Source organism: Sphingomonas flavida (assembly GCF_036663655.1).
Taxonomy (GTDB): Bacteria; Pseudomonadota; Alphaproteobacteria; order Sphingomonadales; family Sphingomonadaceae; genus Sphingomonas.
Genome location: NZ_JAXOJH010000013.1, coordinates 96,427 through 118,536, shown reverse-complemented (window position 1 = coordinate 118,536; position 22,110 = coordinate 96,427). Strand labels below are relative to the sequence as shown.

The 22,110-nt window shown below is 66.9% G+C and carries 21 protein-coding genes; 13 read left to right on the top strand and 8 right to left on the bottom strand.

Annotation, left to right across the window (positions count from 1 at the left end; genetic code table 11):
- Nucleotides 1–122: 122 nt before the first annotated feature.
- A complete protein-coding gene (locus U1703_RS14585; RefSeq protein WP_332786250.1) occupies nt 123–1,448 on the top strand; it encodes a PQQ-dependent sugar dehydrogenase in 1,326 nt (441 codons plus the stop codon).
- An 18-nt stretch (nt 1,449–1,466) separates the two neighbouring features.
- Here the strand turns inward: U1703_RS14585 and U1703_RS14580 are convergent, their stop codons facing one another.
- From U1703_RS14580 to U1703_RS14570, 3 genes are read right to left on the bottom strand one after another with little or no spacing between them, the layout of a single operon-like run.
- Complete coding sequence (locus U1703_RS14580) at nt 1,467–2,096, bottom strand: LysE family translocator (RefSeq protein ID WP_332786249.1); 630 nt, start codon at nt 2,094–2,096, stop codon at nt 1,467–1,469.
- Nucleotides 2,097–2,131: 35 nt separating this feature from the next.
- Nucleotides 2,132–2,434 carry a polyhydroxyalkanoic acid system family protein gene (locus U1703_RS14575; RefSeq protein WP_332786248.1) on the bottom strand — a complete coding sequence of 101 codons (303 nt, stop codon included), beginning with the start codon at nt 2,432–2,434 and terminating at the stop codon, nt 2,132–2,134.
- Nucleotides 2,431–2,862, bottom strand: coding sequence for a VOC family protein (locus tag U1703_RS14570; protein ID WP_332786247.1), 432 nt, complete (start codon nt 2,860–2,862; stop codon nt 2,431–2,433). Before U1703_RS14570 ends, U1703_RS14575 begins: the two co-directional genes overlap by 4 nt.
- A gap of 225 nt (nt 2,863–3,087) precedes the next feature.
- Here U1703_RS14570 and lnt point away from each other — a divergent pair, with 225 nt between their 5' ends.
- From lnt to U1703_RS14555, 3 genes are all read left to right on the top strand, one after another.
- Nucleotides 3,088–4,626, top strand: a complete 1,539-nt coding sequence (gene lnt, locus U1703_RS14565; protein ID WP_332786246.1) for an apolipoprotein N-acyltransferase — start codon at nt 3,088–3,090, stop codon at nt 4,624–4,626.
- 41 nt (nt 4,627–4,667) lie between these two features.
- Nucleotides 4,668–5,867, top strand: a complete 1,200-nt coding sequence (gene metK / locus U1703_RS14560; protein ID WP_332786245.1) for a methionine adenosyltransferase — start codon at nt 4,668–4,670, stop codon at nt 5,865–5,867.
- A gap of 133 nt (nt 5,868–6,000) precedes the next feature.
- Entirely contained in the window at nt 6,001–6,801 is an 801-nt protein-coding gene (locus U1703_RS14555; protein WP_332786244.1) for a hypothetical protein, read from the top strand.
- Nucleotides 6,802–6,805: 4 nt separating this feature from the next.
- On the opposite strand, the gene U1703_RS14550 is transcribed toward U1703_RS14555, so the two are convergent.
- Nucleotides 6,806–7,609, bottom strand: coding sequence for a formate/nitrite transporter family protein (locus U1703_RS14550; protein ID WP_320453273.1), 804 nt, complete (start codon nt 7,607–7,609; stop codon nt 6,806–6,808).
- Between the two features lie 65 nt (nt 7,610–7,674).
- Here U1703_RS14550 and trmB point away from each other — a divergent pair, with 65 nt between their 5' ends.
- Nucleotides 7,675–8,355, top strand: coding sequence for a tRNA (guanosine(46)-N7)-methyltransferase TrmB (gene trmB, locus U1703_RS14545; protein ID WP_332786243.1), 681 nt, complete (start codon nt 7,675–7,677; stop codon nt 8,353–8,355).
- Between the two features lie 17 nt (nt 8,356–8,372).
- Here trmB and U1703_RS14540 read toward each other — a convergent pair whose 3' ends face one another.
- Entirely contained in the window at nt 8,373–8,570 is a 198-nt protein-coding gene (locus U1703_RS14540) for a hypothetical protein (RefSeq protein ID WP_332786242.1), read from the bottom strand.
- A gap of 174 nt (nt 8,571–8,744) precedes the next feature.
- On the opposite strand from U1703_RS14540, the gene U1703_RS14535 reads away from it, so the two are divergent.
- Nucleotides 8,745–9,203: a hypothetical protein gene (locus U1703_RS14535; protein WP_332786241.1), complete on the top strand. Its 459-nt coding sequence runs from the start codon at nt 8,745–8,747 to the stop codon at nt 9,201–9,203.
- A gap of 174 nt (nt 9,204–9,377) precedes the next feature.
- Nucleotides 9,378–10,649, top strand: a complete 1,272-nt coding sequence (locus tag U1703_RS14530) for a methyltransferase family protein (RefSeq protein ID WP_332786240.1) — start codon at nt 9,378–9,380, stop codon at nt 10,647–10,649.
- Between the two features lie 56 nt (nt 10,650–10,705).
- Here the strand turns inward: U1703_RS14530 and U1703_RS14525 are convergent, their stop codons facing one another.
- The gene (locus U1703_RS14525; RefSeq protein WP_332786239.1) at nt 10,706–12,079 is read right to left on the bottom strand and encodes a glutamate--cysteine ligase; all 1,374 of its coding nucleotides are present in this window, start codon (nt 12,077–12,079) and stop codon (nt 10,706–10,708) included.
- Between the two features lie 45 nt (nt 12,080–12,124).
- On the bottom strand, nt 12,125–12,868 hold the full coding sequence (locus tag U1703_RS14520) for a 16S rRNA (uracil(1498)-N(3))-methyltransferase (protein WP_332786238.1): 744 nt from the start codon (nt 12,866–12,868) through the stop codon (nt 12,125–12,127).
- Between the two features lie 77 nt (nt 12,869–12,945).
- On the opposite strand from U1703_RS14520, the gene ppk2 reads away from it, so the two are divergent.
- Both ppk2 and U1703_RS14510 read left to right on the top strand, forming a co-directional pair.
- The gene (gene ppk2, locus U1703_RS14515; protein WP_332786237.1) at nt 12,946–13,701 is read left to right on the top strand and encodes a polyphosphate kinase 2; all 756 of its coding nucleotides are present in this window, start codon (nt 12,946–12,948) and stop codon (nt 13,699–13,701) included.
- A 92-nt stretch (nt 13,702–13,793) separates the two neighbouring features.
- Nucleotides 13,794–14,804, top strand: coding sequence for a glycosyltransferase (locus U1703_RS14510; RefSeq protein WP_332786236.1), 1,011 nt, complete (start codon nt 13,794–13,796; stop codon nt 14,802–14,804).
- Nucleotides 14,805–14,864: 60 nt separating this feature from the next.
- Here the strand turns inward: U1703_RS14510 and U1703_RS14505 are convergent, their stop codons facing one another.
- On the bottom strand, nt 14,865–15,074 hold the full coding sequence (locus U1703_RS14505; RefSeq protein WP_332786235.1) for a hypothetical protein: 210 nt from the start codon (nt 15,072–15,074) through the stop codon (nt 14,865–14,867).
- Nucleotides 15,075–15,099: 25 nt separating this feature from the next.
- Here U1703_RS14505 and ubiA point away from each other — a divergent pair, with 25 nt between their 5' ends.
- The 4 genes from ubiA (at nt 15,100) to glgB (ending at nt 22,097) form a co-directional block, all read left to right on the top strand.
- Nucleotides 15,100–16,023, top strand: coding sequence for a 4-hydroxybenzoate octaprenyltransferase (gene ubiA, locus U1703_RS14500; protein WP_443025816.1), 924 nt, complete (start codon nt 15,100–15,102; stop codon nt 16,021–16,023).
- 88 nt (nt 16,024–16,111) lie between these two features.
- A complete protein-coding gene (locus U1703_RS14495) occupies nt 16,112–17,422 on the top strand; it encodes an Nramp family divalent metal transporter (RefSeq protein ID WP_332786234.1) in 1,311 nt (436 codons plus the stop codon).
- Nucleotides 17,423–17,514: 92 nt separating this feature from the next.
- Complete coding sequence (locus U1703_RS14490; protein WP_332786233.1) at nt 17,515–19,947, top strand: glycogen/starch/alpha-glucan phosphorylase; 2,433 nt, start codon at nt 17,515–17,517, stop codon at nt 19,945–19,947.
- A complete protein-coding gene (glgB, locus tag U1703_RS14485) occupies nt 19,944–22,097 on the top strand; it encodes a 1,4-alpha-glucan branching protein GlgB (RefSeq protein WP_320453260.1) in 2,154 nt (717 codons plus the stop codon). The genes U1703_RS14490 and glgB overlap by 4 nt, the downstream gene beginning before the upstream one ends.
- Nucleotides 22,098–22,110 lie beyond the last annotated feature (13 nt).

The window sequence follows — 22,110 nt, the reverse complement described above, 5'->3', positions numbered from 1 at the left end:
GACCACATGAATAGCCTCTTGCGAATCCGGCGTGGAGGCGACCCGGCGGGCCTGTCCGGAAAAATCCGCCGACACTCACCTTCCCGCTTCCCCCCACCCCGCCCACGGCTTATCCCAATGCCATGCGCAAACACGTCCTGATCGTCATCGGCATCATCATCCTGATCGGCATCGCCGTCTTCGCCTGGCTGGCCTGGCCCGACACGGCACGACTGAGCGTCGATCAGGTCGCGGGCAAGAAGCCCCTGATCGGGGCTCCACGCGAGCAGGTCATCCCGACCGTCGCCATCGCCAAGCCGGTGGGCTGGACCAATGGCGCGAAGCCGACCGTGGCCCAGGGGCTGGCGATCCAGCCCTTCGCGACCGGGCTGGATCATCCGCGCTGGTTGTATGAACTGCCCAATGGGGATGTGCTGGTGGCCGAGACGAACTCGCCGCCGCGCCCCAGCGCCGGGATCGTGCAGCGGGTGATGAACTTCTTCCTGGGCCGGGCGGGCGCAGGCGTTCCGTCGGCCAACCGGATCACGCTGCTGCGCGACACCAATGGCGACGGCAAGGCGGATCTGAAGACGCCGTTCCTGACCGGGCTGAACTCGCCCTTCGGCATGGTACTGTTCCAGGGACAGCTCTATATCGCCGACACCGACGCGCTGGTCCGCGTGCCGTATCGCGATGGCGAGACGAAGATTACCGCCACGCCCGAAAAGGTCGTGCCGCTCCGGCCCGCGGGCAATCACTGGGCGCGCAACGTCATCGCCTCGGGGGACGGGCAGACGCTCTACGTCTCGGTCGGCTCGGCGAGCAATATCGCGGAGAACGGCCTGGATGCCGAGAAGAACCGCGCCGCGATCCTGCAGGTCTGGCCGAAGGACAAGAACTGGCGCATCTATGCGGCGGGCCTGCGCAACCCGACCGGCATGGCCCTGAACCCGGTCAACGGGCAGCTGTGGACCGTGGTCAACGAGCGCGACATGCTCGGCTCCGACCTGGCGCCCGATTACCTGACCCAGGTGGAGTTCGGCGATCACTTCGGCTGGCCCTGGTATTATTGGGGCGGCTATCCCGACGACCGGGTCCAGCCGACCAATCCGCCGCTTCAGCAATATGTAAAGCGCCCCGACTATGCGCTGGGGCCGCACGTCGCCGCCCTCGGCCTGACCTTCGCTACCGGGGCGAAGCTGGGCGACCGTTTCGCGCAGGGCGCTTTCATCGGCGAGCATGGCTCGTGGAACCGCAAGCCGCCCTCGGGCTACAAGGTCGTCTTCGTGCCCTTCGCGGGCGCCTTCCCGGCACCCAATGCCAAGCCGGTCGAAGTGGTCGGCGGCTTCCTGAACGCCAAGGGCCAGGCGCAGGGCCGCCCCGTCGGCGTCATCGTCGACAAGACCGGCGGGCTGCTGGTGGCGGATGACGTGGGCAATGTGGTGTGGAAGGTCAGCGCGGCGAAGTAGGACGGGAGCCCGCCGGGATCAGGCGGGCTTCACCTTCAAAAGCGTCAGGCCGAAACCCATGAAGATCGCGCCCGTCACCCGGTTGAACGCGCGCTTCACGCTTGGCCTGCCAAGGTAGCGAGACAGCGACCGGCCGCCCAGTGCGTAGACGGCGTACCAGAATGCCTCGATCACCGCGAAGGTGCCGACCAGGATCGCGAATTGCAGCGACTGGGAATGCGCCGGATTGATGAACTGCGGCAGGAAGGCGACGGCGAACAGGATCAATTTGGGATTGCTGATCCCGATCAGGAAGCCGCCGCGAAAGATGGCGCGGCGCGACAGGCTGGCCGGGATCGCCCCGTCCCCCACATCGACCGGGGCGACGTCTGAACGCCAGGCCTTGATGCCCAGGAACAGGAGATAGGCGACGCCCGCATAGCGGATCACTTCGAACGCGCCGGGCAACGCCAGCAGCAGCGTCGTAAGGCCCGCGGCCGAGGCGGCAAGGACGATCACGACCGCGCTGAGGCACCCGGTCATGGCAACGACGCTGCGGCGAAATCCCATATCGACCGAGCGGGTCATGATGTGCAGCATGTTCGGACCGGGTGTCCCCGAGAGCAGGAACACGGCCCCGACGAACAACCACCATGTATGAAGCGCCATATTTTCGATTCCCCCCACCGGCACGCGACGCGCGCCTATTTCAACAGCTTTGGTGCCTCCGAACGGATCACCGCCTCCAGCTGGCTGGAAAAGAGCGACAGGAAGGCGGGCAGGTTCACCACCGCATGCACCTTGTCCTCATAGACGGTCGCCTCCGCACCGATCGACTGGCCCATGGCGCCGACGGTGAAGTGCATCGTGTCGCCCTCCCAGCGATGCTCTACGGTCGCACCGCCGGGGATCATGCGGCCGATCTTGCCGATGCCGCCGTCCAGCCGCTGGCGCACGCCCTCCTTGCCGAGCTGGTGCGGGATATCGAGCGAAATGGGCGCGCTCATGCGGTCGTCTCCGTGGCGAAAAGCATCGCGTCGTCGGCAAAGGCCTTGAACTCCAGCGCGTTGCCGCTGGGATCGCGGAAGAACATCGTCGCCTGCTCGCCGGGCAACCCCTTGAAGCGGACATAGGGTGCGATGCCGAAGGGCACGCCCGCCGCCTCCACCCGCGCGGCCAGCGCCTCCCAATCGGGCATGGTCAGCACGACGCCGAAATGCGGCACCGGCACCTGATGGCCATCGACCGCATTCTCGACCGCGACGGGCTTGGCGGCGGGATCGAGATGGGCGACGATCTGATGCCCGAACAGGTCGAAATCGATCCAGTGGTCGCTCGATCGCCCCTCGGGGCAGCCCAGGACCTGGCCGTAGAATTGGCGGGCGGCACCCAGGTCATGGACCGGGAAGGCGAGATGGAAGGGGCGTAGGGTCATGAGAGGAAGCTAGGGGCAGGCGGTCCGGTTTGCCAGCCTTTACCGAACGCTTCCGCCCCTCCACCACCCGGCTTTGCCGGGCGCCCCCCTCCCCAAGCCAAGCTTGGGGAGCCCACTCCTCCCCCAAACCTGGCTTGGGGAGGGGAACCATCCGCAGCACGGTGAAGGGGCACGACCCCACATCCCGCATTGCTCCTGTCACAGGCCCGCGCCATAGCCGTGCGCGTGACCCGCTATCCTGCCCTGATCGCGCTGCTTGCCGGTGCCGTTGCCGCCTGTGGCTTTGCCCCGCTCGACCTCTGGCCGCTGTTGCTGCTCGGGCTGATCGTCCTTCTCGCGCTGGTGCAGGATGCCACCACCATTCGGGGTGCGATGTGGCGCGGCTGGGTGTTCGGGGTCGGGCATTTCACCGTCAACAACAACTGGTTCCAGCACGCCTTCGACTTCCAAGACAAGATGCCGCCCGTGCTGGGCTATTTCGCGGCGGTGGGGCTGGCTTTGTACCTCGCCGTCTTTCCGATGGCGGCGGCGGGTGTCGCGTGGCGGTTGCGCGGAAAGCGGCCCGATTCGGCCTATGTCCTGATCTTCGGGGCGGCCTGGATCGCGACCGAATATCTGCGCGCGCGGTTGTTCACCGGCTATGCCTGGGACCCGCTGTCGATCGCATGGCTGCCCGTCATCGGCGTGGCGCGGATGAGCGCGTTCGTCGGCACCTATGCGCTGTCGGGTCTGACCGTCGTGCTGGCGGGCGCGATCTGGCTGGCGCTTCGGCGGCACTGGCAGTTGGCGGCGGTCATGGTCCCCGCAACCGCCCTCGCCGCGCTGTCCGCCCCCCTGACGCGCGCGGCCGAGCCCGCCGCCGACGCGCCGCTCGTCCGCGTGGTCCAGCCCAATGTCAGCCAGGACCAGCGCGGCGAGAGCGACGGTCCGCTGATGCTGCGGCGGCTGGTCGAATTGTCGGGACGCCCCGGCCCCCGCCCCCGGCTGGTCGTCTGGCCCGAAGGGGTGGTCCGCGACATGATCGAGGACGGCTATCCCGCCTGGGCGTATCAGGGGTTCAACTATGCGCCGCCCTTCTGGACCCGCCGCCAGATCGCGAATGTGCTGGGCCCGCGCGACTCCGCGATGGTCGGCGGCACCGCGCTGATCTTTTCGTCCGATCGCAACCGGGTGGCGAGCGCGACCAACAGCGTCTTCGCGATCGCCGTAGATGGGCGGATCACCGGCCGCTACGACAAGGCGCATCTGGTGCCTTATGGCGAGTATCTACCCATGCCGTGGCTGCTCAAGCCGCTGGGCCTGGCCCGGCTGGTGCCCGGCGACATGGACTTCACCCCCGGCCCGGGCCCGCGTTCGTTGCGCATCCCCGGCTTCGGCCCGGTCGGCGTCCAGCTCTGCTACGAGATCATCTTCTCCGGCCAGGTGGTGGACGAGGCGCATCGCCCGCGCCTGATCTTCAATCCGTCCAACGACGCGTGGTTCGGCCGCTGGGGCCCGCCGCAGCATCTGGCCCAGGCCCGGATGCGCGCGATCGAGGAAGGGTTGCCGATCATCCGCGCCACACCCACCGGCATCTCGGCGATCATCGCCGCCGACGGGCGCCTGGTCGCGACCGTGGCGCACGAGACGGCGGGCGCGGCGCAAGCCCCCCTGCCAGCCGCGCTGCCGCCCACGGTCTTTTCGCGCCTGGGCAACATGATGGCGCTGGCCATCGCCGCCGCGCTGGCCGCGATCGGCGTTGCCTTCCGCCGCCGTGGTCGCTAGGACCGATATAAAGCTATCTTTATATCCTTATGAGGACGGGAATGCGGAACTCGTACATCTTTACCTCGGAATCGGTTTCCGAAGGTCACCCCGACAAGGTCGCAGACCAGATCAGCGACGCGATCGTCGACCTGTTCCTGTCCAAGGATTCGGAAGCGCGCATCGCGTGCGAAACCCTGACCACCACGAACAAGGTCGTGCTGGCAGGTGAAATCCGTTGCAAGGGCGTGTTCGAGAACGACCAGTGGGCCGAGGGCGCGCTGCAGGAGATCGAGCAGACCGTGCGCGATACCGTCAAGCGCATCGGCTATGAGCAGTCGGGCTTCCACTGGCAGACCTTCGACTTCTCGAACAACCTGCATGCCCAGTCGGCGCACATCGCGATGGGCGTGGACGAGAGCGGCAACAAGGACGAAGGCGCCGGCGACCAGGGCATCATGTTCGGTTACGCGACCGACGAGACGCCCGGCTTGATGCCCGCGACCCTCTATTACAGCCACAAGATCCTGGAAAAGATGGCGGCCGACCGCCACTCCGGCGCGGCCCCCTTCCTGGAGCCCGACGCCAAGAGCCAGGTCACGCTGCAGTATGAGAACGGCGTGCCGGTCCGCGCGACCGCGATCGTCGTGTCGACCCAGCATTCGGCCGAGCTGTCGAACGAGGCGGGCCAGGCCAAGCTTCGCGACTATGTGAAGTCGGTGCTGACCGAGATCCTGCCCGAGGGCTGGCTGCCCGACGACAAGCACGTCTATGTCAACCCGACCGGCCTGTTCGAAATCGGCGGCCCGGACGGTGACGCAGGGCTCACCGGCCGCAAGATCATCGTCGACACCTATGGCGGCGCGGCCCCGCATGGCGGCGGCGCGTTCAGCGGCAAGGACCCGACCAAGGTCGATCGTTCGGCCGCCTATGTCGCGCGCTACCTCGCCAAGAACGTCGTCGCGGCGGGCCTGGCCAAGCGCTGCACCATCCAGCTGTCCTACGCGATCGGCGTCGCCGAGCCGCTGTCGGTCTATGTCGACCTGCACGGCACCGGCACCGTCGAGGAAGCCAAGCTGGAAGCGGCACTGCCCAAGCTGGTCCGCCTGACGCCGAAGGGCATTCGCGAACATCTGAAGCTGAACGCGCCGATCTATTCGAAGACCGCCGCTTATGGTCACTTCGGCCGCGAAGCCGAAGGCGCGCTGTTCACCTGGGAAAAGACCGACCTGGTCGAGCAGATCAAGGCCGCCGTCGCCTGATCCTGCCCCTTCGGTAAGGCATGAGACGCCCGTGCGGGGATATCCCCCGCGCGGGCGTTTTTCTTTGGTCCCGGGGGTTGCCCTATCGGACGCCGCCCGTCAGCCTTCCGTCATCTCAGAGGGGGGGAGACGGATGATGTGGGCGATCGGTGCCGCCGCGCTGTTGACGATGACCGGCCAGGTGGCCACCGCACCGCAGGACCAGCGGTCCGAACAGCAGCGTCTGTCCGACGCCGCCGTTTATGGCGTGATGATCTACGCCTTCGACAAGGCCGCCTGGGTCAGCACCGACTCGCTGTTGGAGGTGATGCCCAGGGACCAGTTGGGCGGGCTTGGCGGCTATGTCATCGAACCGATCGACCGCGAAACGCTACGTGCGACCTATTACAGGGGCAATGCCGCGAGCGCGCGGGCCTTTTTCGTCGCCGATGTGCGCGGCGGGAAGGTGGTCCGTCATGAAATCCTGCCTCAGCCGGTGCCGCTGACGCCGACCCAGATGATCCTGGCCCGCGCCCGCGACATCGCCAGGGATGAGGCTGCGGCGAAAGGTTATCGCCCCTGCACCGCTGCGCCGTTCAACACGGTCGTCCTGCCTTCGGTCGATGACGGACCGGTCACCGTCTATTTGCTGTCAGCGCAGGTGACGAACACCCATTATATGATCGGTGGCAACTACCGCATCGCGATCGCGCCCAGCGGCCGCATCGTGAACACGCGGACGTTCAACACTAGTTGCATGAACCTCGCGCTGCCCGACCGATCGAAGAACGAGCGGGTTACAGGACTCGTCGTGAACCATCTGCTCGATCCGGTGCCGACGGAAATCCACGTCTTTGCGTCCTACAGCGTCCTGGCACCCATCTTCGTCCTGACGCCCGACAAGCGGGTCTGGCAGGTGCGCGGCCGAGACATCACCCTGTTCAAGCGGCCCTGAACTTCTATTCCCCCGCCTCGCCCTGCACCTGACCATGGGCGAGGAGCGTGAACAGCCCCGCCCCGCCGACCAGATTGCCCAGGATCGCCGGGACCATCAGCCCGAACACCGCGCGCATCACCGAAACCTGGCCGGTGAACAGCAGCAGGAACGCCTCGTCCGCGCCGACCACCGAATGGCTGAACCCGGCGATCGCGATGACATAGGTGATCGCCAAAATGATCCAGAAGGCCTGGTTGCGGCCGTTGGGCAGAATCCAGGCGACCACCGCGATCAGGAACCCGGCCGGAATCGCGTTGATGAAGGTGCCCCACCCGTCCAGTTCCAGGATACCCGCCGACACCGCGACCATCGCCTCCCGAATCTCGGCGTTGCCCAGCACTCCGGCGGCGACCATGCCCGCCGCCAGGGCCGTGCCGATCAGGTTGGCGAGCAGCACGATACCCCAGAGTCGCAATGTCCGCCCGAGCGCCCAAGTCGACGGCCGGGTCACCAGCGGCAGCATCGCGGTGATGGTGCTTTCGGTAAACAACTGCATCCGCCCCAGGATCACGACCAGAAAGCCGATCGGATAGCCGAGCGCGGCCACCAGCTCGCGCCACGGTGCCTCGGGCAGTCGCGCATGCAGCGCGCCCTCGGCGATCAGCGAGCCATGGATGGCAAGCCCCGCCGCCAGGCCCGACCAGAACAGCGCGCCTGCGGGCCGGTCGAGCTCGCTTTCCCCCGCCTCGCGAACCGCGCGGTGGAGATCCTTGGCATCGGGCGCCTTTTGCGCCTTGCCGGCCGTGGGGGGAGTTTCGTTGTCCATACTGTCCGGGGCAACGAGCGGCCTCACCCTTGGCTCCCTCCACGACCCGCGCTAAGGGCCCGGCGATGAACGATCCGACGACGATCCGCCGCCTCTATGGTCGGCGACAGGGCCACAAGCTGCGCCAGGGCCAGGCCGCCTTGGTCGAGGACATGCTGCCGGGCCTCAGCGTGCCGGAGGACGGTCCGCTCGACGCCATGCGCCTGTTCGGCGACGATCGCCCGCTTCAGGTCGAGATCGGCTTCGGCGCGGGCGAACATCTGGCCGGGCAGGCCGAAGCCGCGCCGGGCACCGGCTTTATCGGGTGCGAGCCGTTCCTGAACGGCGTGGTCGGTGCGCTCGGCCATATCCGCGACCGCGAGTTGACCAATGTCCGCCTGCACATGGGCGACGCGCTGGAGGTGATCGAGCGGCTGCCCGATGCCAGCCTGACCCGCGTCTATCTGCTCCATCCCGATCCCTGGCCCAAGGCACGCCACGCCAAGCGGCGGATGATGAACCATGGCCCGCTCGATACGATCGCGCGCAAGCTGAAGAGCGGCGGCGAATTCCGGCTGGGCACCGACGACCCGACCTATTGCCACTGGTCGATGATGATCATGAACGCGCGAGAGGATTTCACCTGGCAGGCGCGCAGCCCGCAGGATTTCCTGACCCGCCCGGCCGACTGGCCCGAGACGCGCTACGAACGCAAAGCCCGTCGTCAGGGGCATGAAGTGTGGTATTTCCGGTATATCCGCCAATAGGCCCGTGGCGGCGCAGGTCAGGCCCCCAGGCTGGCGGGACGCATGTCGAACCGTCCGGCCAGGCCCGACATGGGCGGCGGCGGCATCAGGTTGCGGCGGGCCAGTTCGCCGCTGATCGCGGTGATATCGTCGCGATCGACCGCGCCGGTCGCCATGGCATAGGCCGCCAACAGGGTCTGATCGTCCATATATTCGATCAGGTCGGGGTCTAGCATCGGGTTCATCCTGTCCTCGCGTCTTCTGTCATCCGGGTTGATAACCAGCGGAATGTCCGCCGGTTGCCTGACCGGCGCGATCAATTTTTCCGTCGATCTCCATGGCAATCGCACTGGCCGTGCCCGGCATCGCCGTTATAGACGGCCGCCTTTGCATTGGCGGGGAAGGCGAACATGGTCGATGACAGTTGGGGCGTGACGCCCGCCAGGGGTGGTTTGCGGGTCCGCACGAACGACACGCTGGAGGAACGCGCCGCCGCCCGCGCACGGGCGCGCGAGGCGCGGGCCGGCGAACGCGAGGCGCTGATGGCCAACCGGCTGGAGGCGCGCGCGGCCAATCGCGAGCGCGACATCGCGGCACGCGAGGCCGAGCGCACCGCCCGGCGCGAGGCCGAAACCGCCGCCGCCGCCAAAGATCCCCATGCCGCCGCCGCCAAGCGCCACCGGACCTCGGGCCGCAAGGACGTGGTGCGCGAACAGCGGGACACGCGCGGCTATGCGACGCTGGTCGACGAGGAGCGGATCCGCGAACTGGCCAAGCGCGGCGCGTCGCTCGGCGGCCTGGCCGCGGCATTCGGGATCACCGTCGAGGAAATCGCGCAGGTCTTGGCGGCGGTGACGGAGACGGAGTGAACCTCGATCCTTCCCGGTACGGGAAGGTGGCAGGGCTCGAGCCCTGACGGAGGGGGGGGCTTCGACACAGCATGCCCCCTCCACCAGCTTCGCTGGTCCCCCTCCCCGTGCCGGGGAGGATTGTAAGGCCCCCTAACGCCTTGCTTACCGAAATACGCTAAGGCCCCCTATTCCATGGCCGTTCCTCTCTCCCCGCCCGTTCGCCCGCCGCGCCCCGCCTCCGCCGTGAGCCACGGCGTCGGGCTGGTCGGGATCATCGGGTCGTTGGGCTGGATCGCCTTTGCGCGGTGGCGGCATCTCGACGGCCCCTATGCTTCGCTCGTCCATCTGTTGTGCGCGGGCGTGCCGATGCTGCTGTGGTCGATTCTCGTCGACCGGGTTCACCGCCACGATTCGACCGGGATCGATTGGGCCCATCCCCGCCCCTTGCGCGAGACGCTGGACATCAGCCTGACGAAGCTGGCCGGATATTGGGCGACCTTTGCCGGGATCGCGCTGATCTTCGCGACCGGGCGTTTCTATTGGCAGGGCATCTTCGCCTTTGCGATGTGGTGCCTGGGCTGGATCGCCCCGGTGCTGTTCCTGCTGTCCATTCCATACGTCATCTGGCTCGACCGGCGGCTGGTCGAGCCGAAGGACGGCGCGTGGATGCTGGGCGCGTGGCTGACCGGGCAGCCCGGCGTCGATCGGCAAGCGATCTTCGCGCATCTGCGGTCCTGGGCGGTCAAGGCGTTCTTCCTGCCCTTCATGCTGGGTGTGGTGCCGGGCGGGTTCGCGATGTTCGTGCGCGGCGACCTGTCCGTCGTGCTGCGCGATCCGGTGGCGCTGGCCAACTGGCTGATCACGCTGATGTTCCTGATCGACGTGGCCTTTGCGACGATCGGATACATGCTGACGATGCGGCCGCTCGATGCACATATCCGGTCGGCCAACCCCTATGCCGCAGGCTGGGCGGCGGCGCTGATCTGCTATCCGCCGACGATCCTGATGGGTGACAACGGCCCGCTCAACTACCGGCCGGGGACTGCCGAGTGGAGTTACTGGTTCGCGGGGCATCCGATCATCCTGGCCGCGATCGGCGCGATGCTGGTGCTGCTCACCGCCATCTATGCCTGGTCGACGGTGGCGTTCGGCATCCGCTTTTCCAACCTGACCCACCGGGGTATCCTGACCCACGGGCCCTATGCCGTATCGCGGCATCCCGCCTATCTGTCGAAGAACCTGTTCTGGTGGATCGCGACCATCCCAATCCTGTCGACGGGGACCTGGGTGGATGCCGCGCGCAGCACGCTGCTGCTGGGGGTGGTCAGCGGGATCTATTATTGGCGGGCGCGGACGGAGGAGCGGCACCTCTCGGCCGATCCGGCATACCGGGAATATGACGACTGGATGGCGCGATACGGACTGGTGCCGCGATTCTTCCGGTGGGTTTTGGGGCGGGGGTGATCCCTTGGCCTTCGACGTCGCTCAGGCTGAACGAAGTCGAAGGCCACGCGAAGAGTTCAGAAGCTCGCCTCGCCGTAAACCCGCGAGATATCGCCGCCCCATTCGCCATGATAGCGGTCGAGCAGCACCTGCGCGGGCACCTTGCCCGAGCGGACGATCTCGCGCAGCGGGTCGAGGAAGCCGGTTTCGTTATCCCCAGCCCCGTTCACCCGCGCCCGCGCCGCGAGCCCCGCATGGGCGATGTCGAGCACTTCGCCCGCAATCTCGCGAAGCCGCCCGCCGCCCGGCAACGGCGCATCCAGCGCCAGTTCGGGCACCGCGTCGCGCAACGCCTGCCGATCGGCCAGCGACCAGTTCTTGACCAGGTCCCACGCCGCATCCAGCGCGCCATTGTCATACAGCAGCCCGACCCAGAGCGCGGGCAGCGCACAGATGCGGTTCCACGGGCCGCCATCGGCGCCGCGCATCTCGAGGAAGGTCTTGAGCCGCACCTCTGGGAAGGCGGTCGACAGATGGTCGTTCCAGTCGTCGATCGTCGGCAGTTCGCCCGGCAGGACCGACAATTCGCCCTTCAGGAAGTCGCGGAACGACAGCCCCGCCGCGTCGATATACTTGCCGTCGCGGTAGACGAAGTACATCGGCACATCGAGCGCATAGTCGGCGTACCGCTCATAGCCGAAGCCATCCTCGAACACGAAGGGCAACATGCCGGTGCGCGCGGGGTCGGTATCCGACCAGATATGGCTGCGGAAGGACAGCATCCCGTTGGGCTTGCCCTCGGTAAAGGGCGAGTTGGCGAACAGCGCGGTCGCCAGCGGCTGGAGCGCCAGGCCGACGCGGAACTTCTTTACCATGTCCGCCTCGGACGCGTAATCCAGGTTCACCTGGATGGTCGAGGTCCGCAGCATCATGTCGAGGCCCAGCGAGCCGACGCGCGGCATGTGGCGCAGCATGATCGCATAGCGGCCCTTGGGCATGATCGGCAGCTCGGCGCGGGTCTTGTCCGGCCACATGCCCAGGCCCAGGAAGCCCAGGCCCAGCTTGTCGCCCGCGGCCTTCACCTGGGCCAGGTGACGCCCCGTCTCGGCACAGGTCTGGTGCAGATTGTCGAGCGGCGCGCCCGACAGTTCGAACTGGCCCGCGGGCTCCAGGCTGACCGAACCGTCGGCACCGGTCAGCGCGATGACGTTGCCGCCCTCGATCACCGGCTCCCAGCCATAGGGCTCCAACTCGCCCAGCAGCGCACGGATGCCAGAGGCTTCGTCGTAGGACGGCGCGTGATGGTCGCCCAGCGCATAGACGAACTTCTCGTGCTCGGTGCCTATCCGCCAGCGATCGCTGGGTTTTTCGCCGCGCGCAAAGCTGGCGACCAACTGGTCGCGCGATTCGATGATGGCGCCCTTGGCAGTGTTCGCGGTCTTGGTGCTCATGAACCGCGCCTTACGCGGGCGCGGGCGCTCGCGCCATAGGGTGAATCAATGCCAGTCGCCCGCCGCCGCCATCCACAGCGACACCGCCGCCGCCGCCGCCGTATCGGCGCGCAGGATGCGCGGGCCCAGGCCGATGCCGATGGCCGACGGGTGCGCGCGGATCGCCTCGCGCTCCTCGGTATCGAAGCCGCCCTCGGGGCCGATCAGGATCGCCGCCGGGCCCTTGTGGGCACGCATCGCCTCAAGCGCGGGCGCGCCGCCGGTTTCGTCGGCGAAGAACAGCGCGCGGCCTTCGGGCCAGTCGCGCAAGGCCGCCGCCAGCTTCACCGGCTCGGCCACCTCCGGCAGCGCGGTGCGGCCGCATTGCTCGGCTGCCTCGATCATGTGCGCGCGGAGGCGTTCGGTGTTGGGTTTGTCGACCACGGTGCGGCGGGTGACGACCGGCACCAGGCGCGCGACACCCAGCTCGCACGCCTTTTCCGCCAGCCAGTCGACCCGGCCCTTCTTGAGGGGTGCGGCGCACAGCCACAGATCGGGCACCGCTTCGCGCGCGCGCAACAGCTCGGTCACGTCGAGCGTCAGGTCCCGCTTGCCGACCGATGCCGCGACGCCCAGCCATTCGCCGGTGCGATCGTCGAAGAGCTTGACCGGATCGCCGACCTTGGTGCGCATCACCGAGACGAGGTAATGCGCGGCCGGTCCGTCGATGCGGATCGGCCCTTCGGCCAGCGGCTGGTCGACGAACAGGCGGGGCGTGGATTGCGGCGGCCAGGCGGGGGTAGCGGGCATGGGCCTTCGCTTACACGGGTCGCGCGCCGCTTGCCACTTTTGCGATTTCGGGCGTTCCTTCGGCCAAGGAGGTAACGATGGCGAAACATTATCACGAGGAGTTGGAGGCGCTGCAACTGGCGCTGGTCCGCACCCAGATGGCGATGGCAGGTTCCGAAGAGCGCGTCGTCATCGTGCTCGAGGGCCGCGACGGAGCGGGCAAGGACGGCACGATCAAGCGGATTACCGAGCATCTGTCGGTCCGCGCGACTCGCGTCGTCGCGCTGCCCAAACCGTCCGACCGCGAACGCACGCAATGGTATTTCCAGCGTTACGCCACCCATCTGCCCGCCGCGGGCGAGATCGTGATCTTCAACCGCAGCTGGTACAACCGCGCGGGCGTCGAGGTGGTCATGGGCTTCTCGACCGGGACCGAGCAGGAAGCTTTCCTGCGCGACGCCCCCGATTTCGAGCGGATGCTGGTCGAAAGCGGCATTCGGCTGGTCAAGCTGTGGCTCGACATCTCGAAAAAGGAACAGGGCGAGCGGCTGGAGGCCAGGCGGACCGATCCGTTGAAGGCGCTGAAGGTGTCCGACATGGACAAAGTCGCGCAGGCGAAATGGGCCGACTATTCGGCGGCGCGCGACACGATGCTGACCCGCACCCACACCCCCTTCGCGCCGTGGCATGTCGTGCGCGCCGACGACAAAAAGGATGCCCGCATCGCGATCATGCGCCATGTCCTGCACCGCATCGCCCCGTCCGACATCGCCGACGACGTGAAGGCCCCCGACCCGGACATCCTGTTTCCGTTCGAAATGGCGGCGCTGGAAGATGGACGACTGGCAAAATAGTGCGCGCGTTCAGACTTTCATAACCATCATGCGCTCTAACGCGAGGGGCCATCGTATCCAGCGCTGGCCCCTCCCAGGTGAAAGTCGCGCGCGTGACACGCAATGCCATTGAGATCGCCGCCGTGCTGATCGTCCGTAACGAAGAGCGCTGCATCGCGCGCTGCCTGAACAGCGTCGCGCCGTGGGTCGACCGGATGGTCGTGCTCGATACCGGGTCGACCGACGACACGGTCGGAATCGCGCGGGAACTGGGGGCCGAGGTGCATCATCGACCCTGGCCCGACAGCTTTGCCGAGGCGCGCAACCAGGCGCTGCAACTGGCCGATGCCGATTGGAACCTGGTGATCGACGCCGACGAGTGGATCATCGCCGGCGGCGAATCCGTGCGCGCCTGGTGCGAATCGGCGACCGACCTGCTGGGATGTCCCTGCATCCATAACGAAACGGAGACCGGGGCCGTCCAGCGTAGCTGGATCACCCGACTGGTGCCGCGCGGCGTCCATTACGAAGGGCGCGTGCGCGAACAATTCATATCCCCCCTGCCCCGCCAGCGAATCGCCCTCGATATCGGGCATGACGGCGACCTTGCCCCCCAGCTGGCGCGCAAGAAGGATCGTTACCACCCGCTCCTGCTCGCCGATCTCGCCGACCGGCCGGACGACGCGTATCTGCTCTATCAGGTCGGCAAGGACGCGCAGATGCGGGGCGATCATCCGTCCGCCTGCGACTATTATGCGCAGGCGCTGGACGCGAGCCCGCTGGACGCGAACTGGCGGCACGACTTGGTCATCAACGCGCTGCATATGTTCGCCCATGCCGGGCACCTGCAGACGGCGCTGACGGTTGCGGAAAGCGAAATGCCGCATTGGCAGAAATCGCCCGATTTCTATTTCGCGATGGGTGACCTTTTCCTGAAAGCCGCCACGGCCGAGCCGCAGAGCGCGCTCGACCATTGGCTGCCGCTGGCCGAGGGCGCCTGGGAGCGCTGCCTCGTCATCGGCGAGCGCCCCGACCTGGAGGGCAGCGTCCCGGGTCGCGGCAGCCATCTGGCGCGGCATAACCTGGAAGTTCTCCGGTCGCAGCTGGCGACACTGGCGGCATAGGAGCGATCGTCTAGCCCCAAAATCCTCCCCTTGCAGGAGAGGAATAAACGCCGACCCGGCCTAGCGCCGCCGCCGGATCAGCCACCAGGCGAGCGCCAGCGCCAGCATGGCGACCAGCACCGCCCCGCCGATCATCCCGGCGACGCGCAGGATCGCCCAGAACAGCGCCTCGACGAAACGGCCGACCGCGACCGACAGGCCGATCATGGGACGAGGCTGGGGCGCGAGGACACGGGCGCGACGATAGCCGCGAACGGACTTGCGCGCCACGGGGCGTCCCCATAGGCCGGAAGCCATGACCACCGAGCCCATTCCCGTCGAGATCGTACCCGATAGCGAGCATAAGGGGCTGGTCGGGCGGCTGCCGCCCCGTTTGCGCGGTCTGGCCCTGTTGGCGCGACTCGATCGGCCGATCGGCTGGTGGCTGCTGTTCTGGCCCGGCGTCTGGGCGATCGCGCTGGCGGGCGGGCTGCCCGATCGCTGGCCGCTGGTGCTGTGGTTCCTGCTCGGCTCGATCGCGATGCGGGGCGCGGGGTGCGTGTTCAACGACATCATCGACCGCGATCTGGACGCGCGCGTCGCACGGACGCGGGCGCGGCCGATCCCGTCGGGACTGGTCTCGGTCAAGCTGGCGGCGATCTGGCTGGTCGCCCTCTGCCTGATCGGGCTGGTCGTGCTGGTCCAGTTGCATGCGCTGGCGGCGATCGTAGCGGTCGCCAGCCTGGCGCCGGTCGCCGCCTATCCGTTCATGAAGCGGATCACCTGGTGGCCACAGGCCTGGCTGGGCATGGTGTTCAGCTGGGCTGCCTTGGTCGGCTGGGCCGAGGTGGCGGGGGAACTCTCGACGCCGCTGTGGCTGCTCTATGCCGGGTCGATCGCCTGGGTGATCGGATACGACACCATCTATGCGCTGCAGGACCGCGAGGACGATGCGATGATCGGCGTGCGATCCTCCGCGCTGCGCATGGGGGCCCATGTAAAGCCGGGCGTCGGCGCATTCTATGCGGTGGCGCTGCTGTGCTGGGCGGGGGCGATCTGGGTGGTGCGGCCCGATCCGCTCGCGGTCGCGGCGCTGCTGCCGGTGGCGCTGCATCTGGCGTGGCAGGTGGTGACGTTGAAGCCAGATGACGGTGCGGGCGCGCTGCACCGGTTCCGGTCGAACCGGTTTGCCGGGCTGCTGATGGCGCTGGCGTGCGCGGTGGTGGGGTCGTCCCTGTAAATCCCTTCCTGCAAGGGAAGGAATCGGGGCACGCCGCAACGCTTTGCCGGGTTGTCGCGTTTCGCAAACTCCGTCACATCAAAGGCCGATGACCGTAGCCACGCCCGCCACCCGCTCGCTTGCCGAAAGCCATCGTTCGATCGCCATTCCGGAGGGTGCATCCTTCCTGCGGCGATTGTTCGCCTTTGCCGGACCCGGCTATCTGGTCGCGGTCGGCTATATGGACCCCGGCAACTGGGCGACCGACATCGCGGGCGGCTCGGCTTACGGCTATGCGCTGCTGTCGGTCATCCTCCTGTCCAACATCATGGCGATGATCCTGCAGGCACTGTCGGCGCGGCTGGGCATCGCCGCCGGGCTGGACCTGGCGCAGGCGTGTCGCGCCGCCTATTCCAAGCCGGTTTCGCGCATCCTGTGGCTGCTCTGCGAGATCGCGATCATCGCCTGCGACCTGGCCGAGGTGCTGGGCACCGCCATCGCGCTGCAACTGCTGTTCGACCTGCCGCTGGTCTGGGGCGTGCTGATCACCGGGTTCGACGTCTTCCTGATCCTTGCGCTCCAGCGTTACGGGTTCCGCAAGATCGAGGCGTTCATCATCGCCCTCCTGCTGATCATCGGCGGCTGTTTCCTCTATGAACTGATCGCCTCGCGCCCCGATGCCGGGGCGGTCATGGCGGGCTTCATCCCCACGACGCGGATCGTGACCGACCCGGCGATGCTCTATATCGCGATCGGCATCCTCGGCGCGACGGTGATGCCGCACAATCTCTATCTCCATTCCTCGGTCGTGCAGACCCGCGCCTTCGGCCTGACGACCGAGGGCAAGCGCGACGCGATCAAGCTGGCGACGATCGACAGCACGGTTGCCTTGTTCTTCGCCTTCTTCATCAACGCCGCGATCCTGATCGTCGCCGCCGCCACCTTCCACGTCGCCGGGCGTACCGACGTGGCCGAGATCGACCAGGCGTACCGGCTGCTCGCCCCGATGCTGGGCGCGGGCGCGGCCAGCGTGGTGTTCGGCGTGGCGCTGCTCGCCTCGGGCCAGAATTCGACCGTGACGGGGACGCTGGCCGGTCAGATCGTGATGGAGGGCTTCCTCGACCTGCGCCTCGCCCCCTGGCTGCGGCGGCTGATCACGCGCGGGCTGGCCATCGTCCCCGCCGTGCTGGTCGTCGGCGCCAGCGGTCAGGCGGGCGCGACGAAGCTTCTGGTGCTCAGCCAGGTGATCCTCAGCCTGCAACTGCCCTTCGCAGTGGTGCCGCTGGTCCGCTTCACCGCCAGCAAGACGATCATGGGCCCCTTCGCCAGTCCAGTCTGGCTGCGGGTCCTGGCCTGGATCATCGCGGCCGTGATTATCGGGCTGAACCTGACCCTGTTATGGGGTCTGGCGACGGGCTGATCCTTTCTCGCATATGCGAAGGAATGCCGCGTGACTTCATCCTTCGCGCGGCTAAGCTGGGCGGGACTGGACCGACAGGGACGCCCGAATCAATGACGACCACCATCACCACTTTGCACGTCGACGACACCGGGCCGCTGGCCGATGCCATTGTCGACACGCTGGTGCACCGGATCGGCAAGGATGCCGCCAATGCCCGTCGCCACGACTGGCTGGCCGCCACCATCCTGACCGTCCGCAACGACATTATCGAGCGGTGGATGGCCTCCACCCGCGAAGCCCATGCGGCGGGCGCCAAGCGGGTTTACTATCTCAGCCTGGAGTTCCTGATCGGCCGCCTGCTGCGCGACGCGCTGTCCAACATGGGCGTGATGGCGCAGGTGGCGGGCGCACTCCAGAGCCTGGGCGTCGATCTTGCCGAACTGGAGGAGATCGAACCCGATGCCGCGCTCGGCAATGGTGGCCTCGGGCGACTGGCGGCGTGTTTCATGGAGAGCCTCGCCAGCCTCGACCTGCCCGCCTATGGCTATGGCATTCGTTATGTGAACGGCATGTTCCGCCAGCGGATCGACGATGGCTGGCAGGTCGAACTGCCCGAGACGTGGCTCAGCCACGGCAATCCCTGGGAGTTCGAGCGTCGCGAGAGCGCCTATTTCGTCGGCTTCGGCGGCGAGGTGATCGGGACGGAGACGGGCGCGGTCCACTGGAAACCCGCCGAGGCGGTCGAGGCGGTGGCGGTCGATACCCCCGTCGTCGGCTGGCGTGGCAAGCGGGTCAACACGCTGCGCCTGTGGACCGCGCAGGCGATCGACCCCATCCAGCTCGATCGGTTCAACGCGGGCGACTATACCGGCGCACTGGCCGGACAGATGGCGGCCGAGACGCTGGTCCGCGTCCTCTACCCCTCCGACAGTTCGCCCGCGGGCCAGGAATTGCGGCTGCGGCAGGAATATTTCTTCTCCTCCGCCTCGCTCCAGGACATCGTCCGGCGGCATATCCAGTATTTTCACGATATCCGGACGCTGGCCGACAAGGCGGCGATCCAGCTGAACGACACCCACCCCGCCGTCTCGGTCGCCGAGCTGATGCGTCTGCTGGTCGATCACCACGATCTCGGTTTCGACCAGGCGTGGGACATCACCCGCCGGACCTTCGGCTATACCAATCACACGCTGCTGCCCGAGGCGCTGGAAAGCTGGCCGCTCCACCTGTTCGAACGGTTGCTGCCGCGTCACATGCAGCTGATCTATGCGATCAACGCCAAGCTGCTGCGCGAGGCGCGCGCCGTCGAGGGGATGGACGACCGCGCCATCGCCGCGATCAGCCTGATCGACGAGAGCGGCGAGCGGCGGGTGCGCATGGCGAACCTGGCCTTTGCGGGCAGCCACAGCGTCAACGGCGTGGCCGCGCTGCATACCGAATTGATGAAGAAGACGGTGTTTGCCGACCTTCACCGCCTCTATCCCACGCGGATCAACAACAAGACCAACGGCATCACGCCGCGCCGCTGGTTGCAGCAATGCAATCCACAGCTGACCGCGCTGATCCGCGAGACGATCGGGCCAGGTTTCGAGGATGACGCGGAAAAGCTGGTAGCGCTCACGGATTTTGCGCAGGACGCGAATTTCCGGGAACGCTTTCTCAGCATCAAACGTTCCAACAAAGTGGGGCTGGCAAATTACCTTCGGGAATCGACAGGGCTTCGGGTAGACCCCGATGCGTTGTTCGACGTCCAGATCAAGCGTATCCATGAATATAAGCGCCAGCTGCTCAACATCATCGAGACGGTGGCGCTTTACGATCAGATCCGCAGCCATCCCGAACGCGACTGGACGCCGCGCGTCAAGCTGTTCGCCGGCAAGGCCGCATCAAGCTATCATAACGCCAAGCTGGTCATCAAACTGGCCAATGACGTCGCCCGCCGCGTCAACTCCGACCCCAGTGTCGGCCATCTGCTGAAGGTCGGGTTCATTCCCAACTACAATGTCAGCCTGGCCGAGAAGATCATTCCCGCCGCCGATCTGTCCGAACAGATCTCGACGGCGGGCATGGAAGCGTCGGGCACCGGCAACATGAAGTTCGCGCTGAACGGCGCACTGACCATCGGCACGCTCGACGGCGCCAATGTCGAGATCAAGGAGCATGTCGGCGACGATCATATCGTCATCTTCGGCCTGACCGCCGACGAGGTCGCCGCCAAGCGCCGCGACGGCTACAACCCGCGCGACGTGATCGAGGGCAGCCCGGAACTGCGCCAGGCCGTGTCCGCCATCGCCTCGGGCGTGTTCTCGCCCGACGATCCCGGTCGTTATGCGGCTCTCATGGGCGGGCTGTATGACGGCGACTGGTTCATGGTCGCCGCCGATTTCGATGCCTATGCCGCCGCGCAGCGCCAGGTCGACACCCGCTGGCAGGACCAGGCGGGCTGGGCGACCTCGGCCATCCACAATGTCGCGAAAGTCGGATGGTTCTCCTCCGATCGCACCATTCGGCAATATGCCGAGGAAATCTGGAACGTGATGTGAAGCCACCCCGTGCCGCTCTGGACGCCCTGGTCGAGGGCCGCAACGCCGATCCCTTCGCGTTGCTGGGACCTCATGAGGGGCCGGGCGGCACGTTCCTGCGGGCGCTGGTGCCGGGGGCGGAGACGGTCACCGTCTTCGACCTGTCCGGCAAGTCGCTGGGCGACCTGGAGAGTGTCGACGCACGCGGCCTGTTCGAGGGGGCGGTCGACGGCCCGGTCCAGCCGGTCAAATATCATGCGCGCGGGTCGGGGGCGGAATGGTGGATCACCGATCCCTACAGCTTCGGCCCCGTGCTCGGGCCCCTCGACGATTTCCTGATGGGCGAAGGCAATCACTTCCGCCTCTATGACAAGATGGGCGCGCACCTGATCGAGCATCAGGGCGTGGCGGGCGTGCACTTCGCCGTCTGGGCCCCCAATGCCGAACGGGTGGCCGTGGTCGGCGACTTCAACGACTGGAATCCCGGCCGCCACGTCATGCGCTGCCGCCTGGATGTCGGGGTGTGGGAGATCTTCATCCCCGATATCGGTGAGGGGCGCGCATACAAGTTCGCGATCACCGGCCCGCACGGGTCCGAACAGCCGATGAAGGCCGACCCCTTCGCCTTCGCCGCCGAGCTGCGCCCAAAGACCGCCTCGATCACCACCGCGCCGCCCGCCCATGTCTGGAAGGACGCGTCGCACCGCGAGCATTGGGCGAAGATCGATCCCCGTCGCGTGCCGATCAGCATCTACGAGGTTCATGCCGGGTCGTGGGACCGCGACGAGAATGGCTGGTATCTCAGCTGGGATGCGCTGGCCGACCGGCTGATCCCCTATGTCGTCGAGATGGGCTTTACCCATATCGAATTCCTGCCCATCTCCGAACATCCGTACGACCCCAGCTGGGGCTATCAGACGACCGGCCTGTATGCGCCGTCCGCGCGCTTCGGTGATGTCGAGGGGTTTTCGCGCTTCGTCGACGGGGCGCACCGCGCCGGGGTGGGCGTGATCCTCGACTGGGTCCCTGCCCACTTCCCCACCGACGCGCATGGCCTGTCGCATTTCGACGGCACCGCGCTCTACGAGCATGAGGACCCGCGCCAGGGTTTCCACCCCGACTGGAACACCGCCATCTACAATTTCGGACGGCGCGAGGTTTCGAGTTTCCTGGTCAACAACGCGCTGTTCTGGCCCGAGCGTTATCATATCGACGGCCTGCGCGTGGATGCCGTCGCCTCGATGCTCTACCGCGATTACAGCCGCAAGGACGGCGAGTGGGTGCCCAACGAACAGGGCGGGCGCGAGAATTGGGAAGCGGTCGAGTTCCTCCGCCAAGTCAACCGCCAGGTCTATGGCCAGCATCCCGGCGTCTTCACCGTCGCCGAGGAATCCACCGCCTGGCCCGGCGTGTCCGCCCCCGCGCATGACGGTGGCTTGGGCTTCGGGTTCAAGTGGAACATGGGCTTCATGCACGACACGCTCCAGTACATGGCGCGCGAGCCGGTGCATCGGCGACACCATCATGGCGAGATCCTGTTCGGCCTGCATTACGCCTTCGACGAGAATTTCGTCCTGCCGCTCAGCCATGACGAGGTGGTGCACGGCAAGGGCAGCCTGCTGACCAAGATGGCGGGCGACGACTGGCAGAAATTCGCGAACCTGCGCGCCTATTATGCCTTCATGTGGGCCTATCCGGGCAAGAAGCTGCTCTTCATGGGCCAGGAATTCGCCCAGCGCGAGGAATGGTCGGAGGATCGCGCGCTCGACTGGCATCTGCGGTGCAGCCATGCGCATGAGGGCGTCCGCTCGCTGGTCCGCGACCTGAACCACCTTTACCGCGACACGCCCGCCCTCCACGCCCGCGATTGCGAGCGCGAGGGCTTCGAATGGCTGGTCGCCGACGACAGCGCGCATTCGGTCTTCGCCTGGCTGCGCAAGGCACCCGGCGAGAATCCGGTGGCGGTCATCGTCAACATGACCCCGGTCGCCCGCGCGCCCTATCGCCTGCCGCTGCCGCAGGACGGCCGCTGGACCGAGGTGCTGAACTCGGACGCGGCCCAATATTGGGGATCGGGCCTGGGCAATATGGGCGGGGTGGATGCGGTCGACGGTGCGGCCTGGGTGACGCTGCCGCCGCTGGCCACCGTCATCCTGCGCTTCGACGGCTGACCCGACTTCGCAC